12 protein-coding genes are annotated in these 15,088 nt (G+C 36.7%); 6 read left to right on the top strand and 6 right to left on the bottom strand.

Annotation, left to right across the window (positions count from 1 at the left end; translation table 11 throughout):
- Positions 1-110: 110 nt before the first annotated feature.
- Positions 111-260, top strand: coding sequence for an FAM210 family protein (locus AC59HC_RS14990; protein WP_002979804.1), 150 nt, complete (start codon positions 111-113; stop codon positions 258-260).
- A gap of 189 nt (positions 261-449) precedes the next feature.
- Here the strand turns inward: AC59HC_RS14990 and AC59HC_RS14985 are convergent, their stop codons facing one another.
- The 5 genes from AC59HC_RS14985 to AC59HC_RS14965 all read right to left on the bottom strand — a co-directional run bounded on the left by AC59HC_RS14985 (position 450) and on the right by AC59HC_RS14965 (position 7,061).
- A complete protein-coding gene (locus AC59HC_RS14985; protein WP_496558910.1) occupies positions 450-638 on the bottom strand; it encodes a type II toxin-antitoxin system antitoxin in 189 nt (62 codons plus the stop codon).
- Between the two features lie 83 nt (positions 639-721).
- Positions 722-1,588 carry an SPFH domain-containing protein gene (locus tag AC59HC_RS14980; RefSeq protein ID WP_079241549.1) on the bottom strand — a complete coding sequence of 289 codons (867 nt, stop codon included), beginning with the start codon at positions 1,586-1,588 and terminating at the stop codon, positions 722-724.
- A gap of 358 nt (positions 1,589-1,946) precedes the next feature.
- Entirely contained in the window at positions 1,947-5,216 is a 3,270-nt protein-coding gene (locus tag AC59HC_RS14975; protein ID WP_496558909.1) for a cytochrome c biogenesis protein, read from the bottom strand.
- A 269-nt stretch (positions 5,217-5,485) separates the two neighbouring features.
- Entirely contained in the window at positions 5,486-6,064 is a 579-nt protein-coding gene (locus AC59HC_RS14970; protein ID WP_496558908.1) for a Crp/Fnr family transcriptional regulator, read from the bottom strand.
- A gap of 361 nt (positions 6,065-6,425) precedes the next feature.
- The gene (locus AC59HC_RS14965) at positions 6,426-7,061 is read right to left on the bottom strand and encodes a cysteine hydrolase family protein (RefSeq protein WP_202842434.1); all 636 of its coding nucleotides are present in this window, start codon (positions 7,059-7,061) and stop codon (positions 6,426-6,428) included.
- Between the two features lie 362 nt (positions 7,062-7,423).
- Here AC59HC_RS14965 and AC59HC_RS14960 point away from each other — a divergent pair, with 362 nt between their 5' ends.
- The 5 genes from AC59HC_RS14960 (at position 7,424) to AC59HC_RS14940 (ending at position 13,832) form a co-directional block, all read left to right on the top strand.
- Positions 7,424-10,003, top strand: coding sequence for an FtsK/SpoIIIE family DNA translocase (locus AC59HC_RS14960; RefSeq protein ID WP_202842436.1), 2,580 nt, complete (start codon positions 7,424-7,426; stop codon positions 10,001-10,003).
- An 85-nt stretch (positions 10,004-10,088) separates the two neighbouring features.
- Positions 10,089-10,550 (top strand): hypothetical protein, encoded by a 462-nt coding sequence (locus AC59HC_RS14955; protein WP_496558907.1) that lies wholly within the window; start codon positions 10,089-10,091, stop codon positions 10,548-10,550.
- Between the two features lie 143 nt (positions 10,551-10,693).
- Positions 10,694-11,341 carry an outer membrane lipoprotein periplasmic chaperone LolA1 gene (lolA1, locus tag AC59HC_RS14950; RefSeq protein ID WP_496558906.1) on the top strand — a complete coding sequence of 216 codons (648 nt, stop codon included), beginning with the start codon at positions 10,694-10,696 and terminating at the stop codon, positions 11,339-11,341.
- Positions 11,342-11,451: 110 nt separating this feature from the next.
- Positions 11,452-12,909: an LptF/LptG family permease gene (locus AC59HC_RS14945; protein ID WP_137904035.1), complete on the top strand. Its 1,458-nt coding sequence runs from the start codon at positions 11,452-11,454 to the stop codon at positions 12,907-12,909.
- A gap of 131 nt (positions 12,910-13,040) precedes the next feature.
- On the top strand, positions 13,041-13,832 hold the full coding sequence (locus tag AC59HC_RS14940) for a hypothetical protein (protein ID WP_202842444.1): 792 nt from the start codon (positions 13,041-13,043) through the stop codon (positions 13,830-13,832).
- A 43-nt stretch (positions 13,833-13,875) separates the two neighbouring features.
- Here the strand turns inward: AC59HC_RS14940 and AC59HC_RS14935 are convergent, their stop codons facing one another.
- Complete coding sequence (locus AC59HC_RS14935) at positions 13,876-14,937, bottom strand: 3-oxoacyl-ACP synthase III family protein (protein ID WP_062670066.1); 1,062 nt, start codon at positions 14,935-14,937, stop codon at positions 13,876-13,878.
- Positions 14,938-15,088: the final 151 nt, after the last annotated feature.

Raw genomic sequence — 15,088 nt, 5'->3', positions numbered from 1 at the left:
AAGATAAAAATATTATGTGAACCTCAAAACTTTAATTTTTAACAGGCTTTTTATTTGGACTAATTATAAACATGCTTATCTTTGTAAAGTAATCATTTTGATAATCACCAATGGAAAATTCACAGGAAAACAACTCAAAGCTTAAAAAGTGGTTCAAGCGTGTGGGATGGGCAGGATTAGCGTTCTTTACCATTAAAGGCTTGATTTGGCTCGTCATATTCTACGTTGGAGCAGACAGTCTCCAAAGTTGTATACAATAAAAAAGCAGAGAAAATTTCTCTGCTTTCTTTTTTGGTGGAAAATTAACCGAATTGTTACTTTTTTATTGAAAAGCTAAAAAACAAGGTCTTTTTTATATTTTCTGCAATGCAAAAAAAGAGGGATATCATAATTTCCGTGAATTTAGCTCCTAAAAATATGATCCATTATTGTCAATTCTTTTCCTTCTTTTACTCTTTTTTCTTTCTCCCCGCGTTAACCAGGCTCTGATGCAGCAGGTATTCTATCTGTCCATTCACACTTCTGAAGTCATCATTGGCCCACTTTTCAAGGAGTTTATAAGTAGACTCATCTATCCTTATCACAAAAGATTTTTTGCCTTTGCTTTCTGAAGAGTTCTGAGCTTTTTCTGATTTCATTTTCTAAATTCTCTAACATTATTTCTGACTATTTTAGTGTAAAAGCTATCTGCACTAAAATTTAACTATTAATTGTTCACTTCTTAATTGTAAAGTGTTCCCGCATTTAATATGGGAGTTGCTGCTTTTTCACCGCAAAGAACCACCATTAAATTGCTTACCATTGCCGCTTTTCTTTCATCATCAAGATCTACGATATTTTCTTCTGAAAGCTTTTTCAATGCAAGATCTACCATCCCTACAGCTCCTTCCACAATCTTGGTTCTTGCTGCTACAATAGCTGTTGCCTGCTGTCTCTGAAGCATAGCACCTGCAATTTCCGAAGCATAAGCCAAATGCGAAATCCTGGCCTCCTGAATCACAATTCCTGCCTTTGAAAGACGATCTGTAAGTTCCTGTTCCAAAATAGAATTGATCTTATCTCCACCTTCTCTCAGAGTAATCGGAGCATGATCATCTTCTAAATTATCATAAGGAAAGCTCATCGCCAAATGACGTACTGCTGCTTCACTCTGCATTTTTACAAAGTCTGAATAACGCTCCACATCAAAAGCCGCTTTATAAGTATCTCCTACTTTCCATACAATTACAACTGCAATTTCAATAGGGTTACCCATTTTATCATTTACCTTCAAAGTCTGACCTTGCAGATTTTCGGAACGTAAAGAAATTTTTTGTGATGAATATAAAGGATTGATAAAGAATAATCCGTTCTCTTTTACACTTCCCACATATTTTCCAAAGAAGTTTAATACTCTCGAATGGTTAGGCTGAATAATCATTAACCCTTTTAAGAAAAAGCACGAAAGAAGAAAACAAAGCATAGAGATAACCACATAGGCTATACTTTGATCTACTCCACTCACAAAGAAGTATACTGCTGCAACAAACAAGGCCAGGCAAATGACCAATGTAAGATAACCCGACATGGGTTTTAATGTTTTTTCCATGATTGAATTTTAATTTGATATTATTTTGATATCATAAAGATAGTAATGAATTTTGAATTATGAATGATAAATTTTGATTTTTTTGAGGTGCGAGTTTCGGGATCCGGGAATTTTTAACTAATGCAAAGTTCGGAAGTTTAATTTATTAGGATGTCTTATATTTTTGTTCGCAAAGCCAATTCGTTTAGCTAAGACCGCTAGTTCTTTGCTGAGTGAAACGCCTTTGGGAACAATATTTAGTATCCCAAAATCATTGCGATCCTTAGCGTTAAAACAGCTGACCCTAATGCTAAAAACAATAGAAATAAAAAAATCCCGGAAAGTGAATTCCGGGATTTTAAATTATAGGTTCAGTATTTTACTTCTTTGTTAAAGCTTTAAACTTGATATAAGAAACAGCTGATAAAATAATCATTGTTGAGATTCCGATGTATACCCAGGCTGGTACAGGTACCGGATCTCCCGCTGCGTATGAGTGAAGTCCGCTCAGGTAATAGTTTACTCCAAAATAGGTCATTACCATTGAGCAGAATGCAAACATTGTTGCTACGTGGAATGCCCATCTGCTTCTCAATCCCGGTACTAATCGCATGTGCAGTACAAATGCATATACCATGATAGAGATGAAAGCCCATGTTTCTTTCGGATCCCAGCTCCAGTATCTTCCCCATGATTCGTTCGCCCAGATTCCTCCTAAGAAGTTTCCTACTGTTAAAGCAAATAATCCGATGGTTAATGACATTTCAGAAACAATTACCAGTTCCTTCAATGTCGTATCGTGGTGAATTTTATACGTTTCTTTATTAGAGATAATATAGAATACCAATGAGATTACAGCAATAATCATGGAGAGCGCGAAGAATCCGTAACTTGATGTAATAATAGCTACGTGAACAATTAACCAGTAAGATTTCAATACCGGAACAAGTGGTGTAATCTGCGGATCAAGAGCTGAACCTCCATGGGCAAATCCCATCATGATAACAGCTACCATAAATCCTGCTGCAGGAATCAATGCATTGGCATTTCTGTACAGGATTAAACCTGCCGTAATACCTACCCAGGAGATAAAGATAATTGCTTCGTATCCGTTACTCCAAGGAGCATGACCTGAGATATACCATCTTGCAACAAGTCCTAAGAAATGACACAGATATCCAATTAAACCAATCGCAATGATTACTTTAATTGCTTTATTTAATACTTTATTTGATTTGAATAATTCAACAAAACCTAAGATCAGAAGAAGACCACCGATAAGCGTGTAGAAGATCAATAATTTGAAGTTAATATCTACTTTATTCATAAATACTTCAAGATCTACTTTGGATTTAGCAGGAACAACTGCTTTACCCCATTTCTGCTGATAGTCTGAAAGCTTTTTCAATTCTGCATCTGCTTTGCTCCAGTCACCGGTTTTTTGTGCCGTAAGCGCTTCTGCAAAATAAGGTCCCATTACCTGCTGAGATTCCATATCCGGTTCGAATTTCTGATCCAGCCATGAATGCCATGTATGGTTGGCATCATTTTTCACAGGAACAATTCTCATAAACTGACCGCTGAAGAACTCATTAAAGATCTGTACTCTTTCGTTTACAGCAATTACTTCTTTATCGTAGTTTGTTTGCTCAGCCGGTTTCTTACGGAATGCGGTATTGTAATCATGCTCAAGAATATAAGTAAGATTACCGTTTGCATCTGCAGGGAAAAGGTTCATCAATGAAGTATAACCATCTTCATCTGCTTTTGTTTTATTCTTCAGCTCATCACCTCCTTTAGTTCCTACTTTAATAATCGGAACCATTGTCCAGCTCGGAGTATCTGTATTGATAGAAAGGAACCATTGGTTGGCTGTAAGAGATTTTCCGTCTGTTCCTTTAAATTCGTCTTTCTTGTATAATTTTCTTAAAATATCGATTGCCTCTGTATTGATAGGAACAATTCTTCCTTCAAAGTTCTGAACCAAAAGATATCCGAATTTATCAGCATGTTCTTTACTGATTTTGTTTCTTGCAATGATCTCGTCCGGAGAAATAGTTCTCATTTTTCCCATTGGAGTTGCCAGAGAGTTCTGCTTCGGAGCAGCGCCATCAAGCGGCTGGGCAGACGGTGCCGGAGCATGGGAATGATTGTCTCCTTCCACATGAATATGTTCTCTGCTTCCGTCGGTAGTTCCGTGAGTTTCGATTTTTTGTGCATGTAAACCTAAACTTAAGAACAATAAAAGTATACCTGCTGCTTTCTTTTTATTCACTTCAGCCAGCATTTTATTTAATTTCCAGAAATGAGTTCCTTTCCAGAAGAAAATGACAAACATTCCAAGGAATAAAAGTCCGTATCCGATGTAAGAAATCAAAGTTCCCCAGTAATCGTGGTTTACAGAAAGAACGGTTCCCATTCTGTCCGGATCAAAACTCGACTGGAAGAAACGGTATCCTTTATGGTTAAGAACGTGGTTCATATAGATTTTATAAGGAGTTTCTTTACCTTCGTCAATGATTTTTACGTGGCTTTCATAAGCACTCGGAGATGAACTTCCCGGATATGTTTCCATCACGAAATCATCCAGTTTCAATGCGAAAGGCGTGTTGTATACTTTAGGTCCGAAACCTACCATGATGTTTAAACCGTCCATAGTAACCTGCTTGTAAGCATTCGGGTTTCCTTTTTCAACTGAAAGATCTACAATTTGTTTTGTTTTTGGACCCTGAAGCTCAATCTGAAGCATATCAGGAACATTAGCATCTTTCTTTCTGTCGCCTTCAATAGCCATCAGTCTTCCTTTTTTAAGACCTTCAGGTACTACCAGCTTCAGCTCGTTGATGGTATATAAACTTCTTAATGCCAAAGGCTGAAACGCATCTTTCACTGTAGTTCCTGTTGCTTGTGTAGCCATGGTCATATAGCTGGCATCTACAGGAGTTTTGATGAATAATTTTCCGCCTTCATTTTTAAATTCAACAGCACCTTCAATAGCTCTGTTGAATGTCACCAAAGTACCGTTGATGGATTTTGTTTCTCCCGGTTTGATGTAAATATTCTGTCTTCCGGTATTTCCGGTAGAAACCAGATGAAGATACTCAGCACCATTTGGCTCAGCTACAAGGCTGTCTTTTTTTCTTTGGATGTATTCCTTGGCAAACACTTTCACTTCTTTTCCGTGGAAGTCATAAGTTGCTTTGAAATCTTTGTGTAACGGAGACATCAGATAAGGAACATCCTGATAATTCAGTACATCACCCTTTTCTTCGATCTGAATTTTAAAGAAATTTTTATCGGTTACGATTTCGTTGGATGTCTCACCTTCTCTGATGTGCATTTGTCCTTCGAAACTGATGTATCTGGTGATGGCACCACCGATAAAAATAAAAACAAAGGCAAGGTGGAAAACAAGAACCGGCCACTTATCTTTTTTCCACAGTCTGTATCTTCCGATATTTCCTATGAAATTGAGAATCAGTAAGACCATGATCAGTTCGAACCATTTAGCCTCATAAATTAATGCTTTTGCTGTAGGAGTTCCGTAGTCGTTTTCTAAGAACGTTGCATAAGCCATCGCGAATGCGTACACCAGCAACAATACAGCCATTGTCCTGGTTGAGATAAGAATATCTTGGAGCTTCTTCATGATTTATTGTACTTGACATGCAAAAATAAGCATGATAAACCACAAAGAGCTTAAAAAAAGCTGTTTTTTATCACTTTGGCCTTGGTTTTGCTTATTTTGAAACGTTCTTAATAAGCCCAGAAACATTAAGAAAAATTCAATTTCTAATTCCGAAAAGATATAGATTTATAAAAACTATTCTGATGATTGAACCCTTCTATATGAAGGTGAAATAAAACACTGTAAAACATTGGTTTATAGTTAAACTTTCATATAACAATCAAATTCCTTCAGTCAATCAATAATTTTTTTCTGATCTTGCTTAAAAACTCATGGGTAATTCCCAGATAGGATGCTACCTGCTGCTGGGTAATCCGTTGTTCCAATCCAGGATACTTTTCAAGGAATTCAAGATATCGTTTGTCTGCTGTTTTGCCCGTTAAGGAAAGAATTCTTCTCTGCAACGCTACCGAAGATTTCTGGTTCATGATTCTGAAAAGCTTTTCTATCTGCGGCATTGTTTTATACAGATTTTCTTTATCTTTTCTAGAAATCATCAAAACTTCACTGTCTTCAAGGGCTTCAATATTGAGAATACTGGGAACGGTATTGATGAGGCTGTCAATATCCGTAATCCACCAGCCTTCAACCGCAAAATATAAGGTTTGCTCCAATCCGTTTTCATTGAGATAATAGATTTTAAAACACCCGTTCAGAACAAATCCTTCAAAGAAACAATAATCTCCTTCTTTGAGCACCACTTCTTTCTTTTTAAATGTTTTGCGTTCAAAAGGCTTTGCAAACTTTTGAAAATCCTCTTCTGGAAGATTGATATATTGACTGATATTTTTAAAAAGTAAATCGGACATCGGATTATTTAAGCAAAATAAAGGTATCAAAATTATTGGCACCTTTATCAAATTAAGTTATGTTAAGCTGTTTTTATATTAAGCAAATGATCTTTTTAAATAAGTTTATTAGAAATCTTCGGTATTTGCTAAATAAAAAATATTAGAAAACGCAATGGCGCCAAGATTTTTTTGAAATATCAGCAGTTTTTAAGGCGCAAGGATTTTATCTATGATAAAATTTATTAGATTCATTTTGCTGGAAATCTTCGATTTCCTTGCGTCTTAAATTAAACAATACGTATGATAAAACTTTGCACCTTTGCGTTTACCCAACAAAAATTGAAGTTCATTGTACACGTTCCCTATCTAAAAAATAGCCTTATTTTAAAAGTTCATCAGTATTTATTACACGGGCATAAAGATTTCCAAGAGCAGAAATCCCGGCCAAAAAGGATCTTTGAACTTCTTCAGCCTTTATCACTTCCCCATTCAGTTCACGGTTTCTGGTTGCTGTAGCATCTCCGATAATGGTATTGGTAAACCCGAAATCAAAAGCAGCTCTGGTTGTAGATTCCACACAGACATCTGTCATCATTCCTGTAATCACCAGATTTTTAATTTTCTTTGACTGAAGATAACCTAGAAGATCCGTCTCTCTGAAGCTGTTGGGAAAATGCTTAACGATAACTTTTTCATCTTCCCTCGGTAAAACCAGATGATTGATTTTAGTGCCCTCTGTACCCGGAAGGAAAAACGTTGCACCATCATTGGTAGAAATATGCTGAATGTGAATGACAGGAAGATGATTGTTCCTGAAATATTCTAAAATTCTTCTGGTGTTTTCAGCGGCCTGTACGCTTTTTTCCAGTGTCATTTTTCCGCCCGGGAAATAATCGTTTTGTACGTCGATAATTAATAGCGCCGTGTGTTCCGTTTTTTGTTGTTGTGCGTTCATTGTAATCATTGAAATTAATATCAGACAAGAGGTCAGAATAGTTTTAAATTTATTTTTCATGAGTAAAATTGTATTGGCCAAAATTACAGAGGCTTCACCTCCTGACCTTTGAACTAGTTCAAAAAACACTGTTGCTATCTAAAAACTTTAATATTGTTAATTTTTTTCATCTCTGTCCGATTAAATCAAAAATTTTATTACCTTTTTAAAGAAAAACAACTCATAAACAGTTAATATAATTTAACGGTATCAGATTTGGATAAGCCAAAAAAATAACCTTATTTTATTCTGTCATAAGAGAAAATATTCTTAAAGTAAAAATTTTAAATACCCTTTATAAAAGCGGGATTACCAAAATGTTTTTTGGATAAAAAAGATTTATTTAGTGTTGAATAAAACATTAAATTTGCGACATTGATATTATGGATAAAAAGACACAAAAAAAACCGACTGAATCGCCTGAGAAAGGCAGAATCTTATCTAAGCCACGTATTTTTTTCGGGCTTACTTTTATACTTTTATCGGCTGTTCTTGCACTCTCATTCGTCTCTTATCTGATGAACTGGAAAGCAGATCAAAGCCAGGCCGGAACCATGCTGGACAAAAGCATAAAATCTTCCAATATCTTTGGCAAGGTAGGTGACTGGCTTGGAAATATTTTCATTTTTGAAAGTATTGGTATTGCTTCATTTATCATTGCATTTTTATTCCTTGTAGTGGGGACTCTGATCCTTAAGAAGAAAATCTTCAAACCGTGGAAAACGATCGGCCACTCTTTATTTTTCATCTGCTGGCTTCCTATTTTTATGGGGGCACTTACGAAAGGCCAGGGTGTTTTAGGCGGTGTTTATGGATATCAGATCATGGACTATCTTAACTCTATCATCGGAGCAGTAGGTCTGTGGACGGTATTAGCTGCAAGCATTCTTCTCTATTTTATTCTTGAATTCAATCTTCGTCCAAGTTCTATCAAAGCGAAACTGGATAAAATCAATGAAAATACGATTGGAAAAGTAAAATCTATGATGCCGGACTCCAATGATGATTTCGAAGCTGATGAGGAATTGAAAGAGGAAGCAGAGGAAGCGGAAGAAGAGACGCTTTCCAGAGTTACGGTGAGTGATGTTGCCAACAAGCCCGTTACAACTCCTGTCAATACAATGAAAGAACCAGAACCTGTAAGTGCTCCGAAAGGATTTCCTGAGGTTCCGGTTTCCAACGAAATAGAAACCATTTCTACGCCCAACCATACTTCATTTGAAGCAGAGCCAAGAGATGTTTCTCAACAGGTAAGCTTAAACCTTTCTACCAAGCCCATTGTTCCGGTTTCAAGCCCGGAGGAAGCATTTGATATCAGACCTTCTACTCCGTCTCCGGCAGTAACCACTGCTTCGGCACAGGAAAATATTAAATTCAATGTAGAAGTGGCACAGGTGGTTGATGTTTTGGATGATTCTGATAAAAAGTCTCAGGAACTGGTAGAAAAGCATGGTTTATATGACCACAAGCTAGATCTGGCCAACTTCCAGATGCCACCTGTAGATTTGCTGAAAGATTACGGTAATGAAGAAATTTCTATCAATAAGGAAGAATTAGAAGAAAATAAAAACAAGATTGTCGGACTTCTTAAGAATTTCAATGTTGGAATCGCAGAGATTAAAGCAACAATCGGTCCTACAGTTACGCTGTATGAAATTGTTCCTGAAGCAGGAATCAGAGTAGCAGCGATTAAAAAACTGCAGGATGATATTGCGCTGAACCTTTCCGCATTAGGAATCAGAATTATAGCGCCAATGCCAGGAAAGGGAACAATCGGTATTGAAGTGCCAAGAAAGAATCCTACCATGGTTTCTATGCGTTCTGTTATCGCTTCCCAGAAATTCCAGAATACGGATATGGATCTTCCGGTAGTTTTCGGAAAGACCATTTCCAACGAAATCTTTATGGCTGACCTTTCAAAAATGCCTCACTTATTGATGGCAGGAGCAACAGGTCAGGGTAAGTCTGTTGGTATTAATGCTATCCTTACTTCCCTTCTTTATAAAAAACATCCGAGCGAACTGAAATTCGTCATGGTAGACCCTAAAAAAGTGGAACTTTCATTATATTCTAAAATTGAAAGACACTATCTGGCAAAACTACCGGATGCAGAAGAAGCCATCATCACAGACACCAATAAAGTAATCAATACACTGAACTCTCTTTGTATTGAAATGGATACCCGATATGATCTTCTGAAAAATGCTTTTTGTAAAAACTTAAAAGAGTATAATAAAAAGTTTACGGAAAGAAAATTAAATCCTGAAAACGGACATCGTTATTTACCGTATATCGTATTGGTAGTAGATGAGTTTGCAGATTTGATCATGACGGCAGGAAAAGAGGTTGAATTACCGATTGCCAGACTTGCACAGCTTGCAAGAGCCGTAGGAATCCACCTTATTGTAGCTACACAGAGACCTTCCGTTAATGTTATTACAGGTATGATCAAGGCTAACTTCCCTGCAAGAGCTGCCTTCAGGGTAATTTCCAGTGTTGACTCCAGAACCATCCTTGATTCTCCGGGAGCAGATCAGCTGATTGGTAAAGGAGATATGCTTTATTTCAACGGAAACGAGATCCTGAGACTTCAGTGTGCTTTCGTGGATACTCCGGAAGTGGAAAGATTGGCAGAGTTTATCGGAGAACAGAAAGGGTATTCTTCAGCATTATTACTTCCTGAATACGTATCTGAAGATTCATCAAGTACAGTAGGTGCTTTTGACCCGAACGAAAAAGATGCTTTATTTGAAGAAGCCGCAAGAATAATCGTTTCTACCCAGCAGGGATCTACTTCAATGCTTCAGAGACAATTGAAACTGGGCTATAACAGAGCCGGAAGAATTATGGATCAGCTGGAAGCAAGTGGTATTGTGGGAGGATTCAATGGTGCTAAAGCAAGAGAGGTTCTGATCAGTGATCTTCATTCTCTGGAACAGTTTCTTGAAGATTTAAGAAACTAATTATAAAAAATCATCAATACAAAGATTAATCCCGGATACTCCTGATTGGAGACCGGGATATAAAAAATTCACTAAAACTATTACCATGAAAATTACAGTAAAACAAACTATTGCATTGAGTCTTTTAGCATGTACATTAACATTCTCTTCATGCGCCTTAAGAACTGTTCCCAGTGATTATGCTTCTGTGAAACTGGACGTTATTGATAATAACACGCTGGGAAATGGCAAAGTCCTTATTTATAATGGTGCCGGAATTCTTCATAAAATGGATAACACGGCAAGACTCAATATCGGACTTGATGGCAAATCATTAGGACAAATCAGACCGAAAGAATATGTTATTGTTGATTTAGAGAAAGGAAAACATGAGTTTACGGTTCTTCATATAGATATGGTAAATATGAGAAGTAAGCATCAGGTTGAAATTGATGAAAATACTAAAGTAATTAAAATTGAACCAACCATTACTTCCAATAAGTTAACTGTGACCAATATTCTTCCTGAAAAATTTGATCAGTACATTGAAAGACCGGAAACAAGATAATCTGTAACCTATCTGCCATAAAGTATCAGGCATTAAAAGGTGGATTTTGGAACAGTTTTTGGAAGATCTGCGTAGTTAAAGGAAAAAAACATCGTTTTAACCTTAAGAATTAAAGAAAATCTAACGATTATTAAATTAAGAAAATGAAAAATATTATTTCAAAAGTTATATTGGGAAGTTTTGTTGTAGGTGCAGTAGGTATGGCCAACGCTCAAAAGATTGATGCGAAAGCTAAAAAGATATTGGATGATATTACAGCCAACTACAATTCTAAAAAGAATTCTTACTTCAAATTTTCTTTTGGAAGCGGCCTTAACGGACAGGTGACCAAAACAGAACCTGGTATTTATTATGTTGCCGGAGAGAAATACAAACTGAAGATCATGGATACGGAACAGATCTTTGACGGAAATAAAATTTACAACATCAACGCCGATGATATGGAAGTTACCATTGCCAAGCCTAACGGAACCAGCACCATGTTCTCCCCTATCAACTACCTTACAACGTATAGAAACGATTATAATGTAACGTACAACGGTAAGAAAATGGTCAATGGCGTGAATGCTGACTTTATTAAACTGACGCCGGTAAAAGCCAACGGAATAAAGTATGTATACCTTTTTGTCGATTCAGCGAAAAAGCAGATGGTAAAACTGGAACAGCACGGAAACAATAAAGATGTTGCAGTAATTGCTATTAAAGAATATAAAGAAAACCAGGATCTGGATCCTAATATGTTTGTTTTTGACAAAAATAAGTTTAAAAACTACATCGTTACAGAACTTTAAAAAGCTGAAAGTGAATTCGCAACTATGTAAATTTACTTTTAAAGTTAAAAAAATAACAAAATATAAAAAGCCACAAGTAAACTTTGTGGCTTTTTGATTAATTTTGGCGCATGTTAAAAATACTAGACCGATACATTATAAAAACCTTCTTTGGACCGTTTTTCTTTATATTCAGCGTATTGTTTTTCATTTTTATTGTAAACATTATCTGGGTACAGTTGGGACAGTTTATGGGAAAAGGATTAAGCTACTGGCAGATCCTTAAACTTCTTTTTTATCTTGGAGTAAACGTTATCAGTATGGTGCTCCCGCTTACCATCCTTCTGGCGAGTATTATGTCGTTCGGTGAATTTGGAGAACGGTACGAGCTTGCAGCAATGAAAGCCGCAGGAATTCCACTGACCCGTGTAATGACTCCTCTTCTTGGAATTTCAACAGCCCTTGCTATCATGTTGTTTTTCTTTTCCAACAATATTATTCCGGATTTTCAGAAAAAAGCCAAGAATATGCTTTTTAATATTGCTCAGACCAAACCGGCCATCAACTTTACTCCGGGACAGTTTATTGATCAGATTCCCGGTTATATGGTAAAATTTGATAAAATATACGGGGAGAACGGTGAAAATATTGAAGGCGTTTTTGTTCATAAAAAAGCCAATGCTTACGAAAACCAGCAGTCTGTTGTTGCAGAAAAAGGAAAATTTGTTCCAGCGGCCAACAAGAACTTTTTAAAACTGGTACTGTATAACGGTTATGTATTTGAAGATGCCTTTGCCGGAAAAGGCGATAACGTAAGGCTGAAACAGCCGGACCAGGCTATTAAATTCGATACACTGGTTTCTCACTTTGACATCAGTGAAATCATCAATAAAGCGATCGAAAAGGAACAGATTACGGATGACTACCGTTTCCAGACCTACAACCAGCTTGACGGAACGATTACCAAAACCAAAAAAGACAATAAACAGTTCTTTGACAATATAGGTTCGGAAGTTCTTAACCAGACCAATTCTGTGATTACCTATATGGATAAAGGGAATAAACATAAAGCTGCTCCGAAAACCCAGATCAAACTGGATACGGTAAAAGGTGAAAGAAAAATGGAAATCATTTATAATTCCTACACCAGGCTGGACAACCTGAAATCAACACTGGAATCCAAAAAGAATGAATACAGTTCTAATGTAAAATACTTCAGTAAGGTAGTGATTTACCAGCAGAGAATTGTTGCCTATTCTGTGACCTGTATCATCTTCTTTTTGATTGGATCAAGTTTAGGTTCTATCATCAGAAAAGGAGGAATGGGGCTTCCGGTCATCATCGCTATCGTTATTTTCATCATCTTTTATGTCATGAATGTCGGGGTGGAAAATATGTCATGGAGCGGGAAAATGAATCCTTATCTTGCAGCATGGCTTCCCAACCTGATCCTTCTTCCCTTTGGAGTCTGGATGACTTATAAAGCACTTACAGATTCGCAACTGTTTGATGCAGAAAAATACAAAGCATTGTTCAAACCTATCACCAAAAGGTTTACCAAAAGTAAGGAACATCAGAGATACCAATAATTCTGATTTTAAAATAAAATTAAAAGCTTCGGAGAAATTCCGGAGCTTTTTTGTTGATTATTATTACAATATTTAATTGATAATGATTTTGAATTTAAAAATTTATATTTGTGGGAATTTAAAACAAAACCATGAAGAAATTACTACTTATTGGCCTGTTCGGTCTTGTGTCACTCAATGCCCATGCTCAGGATCAGGATGAAACCGGAACCTACAACGGTGAAAAATACGGCTACATCATTGACAAATCCGGAAAGAAAATTGAAGGTGTCGTACATCTCCACGGCGGCTATTCAAGTCCGTGGCAAAATCAGTTAAAAGTAAAATTTGCGGCCATTGCTGATATTGACAAAGTAAAGAATAAGATAAAATTCAAAACCTACGACACAGACGATATCAAAGAATATATGTTGTATGAAGGTGACACTCCGAGGGTTTTCAAGTCTGTAAAATACTCAAACATGAGAGAAGCCTTGAACAGCTCTGAAAGTTCAACAGGATTATCGGCCGGCTTTAAGGCAATCAACAATCTGTCAAGAACAGAACAGTTTGCAGAAGTCGTAACGGAGGGCAAAATTACAGTTTATAAGCTTTATGGCTACCCTACGGCTCTTTCTGCAAACAGTACTCAGGCCATCACGCAGAGAGAAACAGACCGGTTAAGAGAGAATCCCAATTATATTTTTTCAAAGAAAGGAGGAAAAGCTGAAGAATTAACGCCCGCAAAAGCCAAAATTATCCTGGCAGACTGCCCTTACGTAAAAGCAAAAATAACAAAGGGAGAATATGGTTCCCTGAAAAACGAAGAGAAGAAAAGAAGCGGTCTTGGAAAATTCATCCGGGATGAAATCAACAATTCAACGGTGGATAAACTTTCAATTATCAATGAAGTGATCTATGATTACAATGAGAACTGTAAATAGAATATACAAAAAGAGGTTTCCGGTTGGAAACCTCTTTTTATTTTTAAAACTGATACACAAAAGCATTGATATTCATCCCTGCTCCTACTGAAGCAAATAACACAATATCATTTTTTTTGATTTTATGATGTTCAAGTTCATCCTGCAAAATCATCGTCAGCAAAGAAGGAATCGTAGCCACACTGCTGTTACCTAATTTATGAATAACCATAGGCATGATATTTTCCGGAACCGGTTTTCCATACAGCTGATAAAACCTGTTAACGATGGCTTCGTCCATTTTTTCATTCGCCTGATGAATGATAATTTTATTGAGCTGATCAATAGAATATCCACTGTTGTCCAGACATTTTTTCATCGCATCCGGAACATTCACGAGAGCAAATTCATATATTTTACGACCATCCATCTTAATGTATCGGGTATCCGGGCATCTTTCGTTGTTGTAAGATTTTCCAAAATACAGATAGTCTTTTTCTTCAAGGGTATAAGAAGCTGACAAATGGGATTTGATCCCGGCATCATCATCCTGATTTACTTCCAGAACAGCCGCCCCGGCACCGTCGGCATAGATCATACTGTCTCTGTCGTGGATATCTACCACACGGGAAAGTGTTTCTGCTCCAATCACCAGGCATCGCTTCGCTATACCGGATTTGATAAACGCGTGAGCCTGAATTACCCCTTCAATCCATCCCGGACATCCGAAAAGAACATCATAGGCCACACAGAAATTATTTCTGATTCCCAATACATGCTTCACCCTTGCAGCAAGACTGGGCACCGTATCAGACTGAACCGTTCCGAAGCGAACATCCCCAAAATTATGGGCAAATATAATATAGTCCAATGTTTCAGGATCGATTCCTGCATTTTCTATGGCTGCACGCGCCGCAATGACGCCCAGATCTGAAGTGACCTGTGTACTATGTGCATATCTCCTTTCTTCAATACCTGTAATTTTTTTAAGCTTATCCGTAATGGAAGCGTTATTCTCCTTTAATAAAATCCCTTCTTCATTAAGAAAAATATGTTTATCAAAAAATAAATTGGTTATTGTTTCCGATGGGATATAATTTCCTACCCCGATTATTTTTGTCATCATTATAGTATCTGTTTCCTGTTTTTTAATTGAACGTCAGGAATAATTCATTAAATATAATGAATGAACGTAAATACTTCACAATATAGTATGGAATAAGAATGCATTGCATTATAAAAAGTTAAATAAAACAGCAAAAAAACAAAAAAAAGAG

The sequence above is a fragment of the Chryseobacterium sp. DZ-32 genome, from assembly GCF_059587025.1.
Note: the sequence above shows the minus strand (reverse complement) of the source record. Positions and strands in the feature narration are given on the sequence as shown.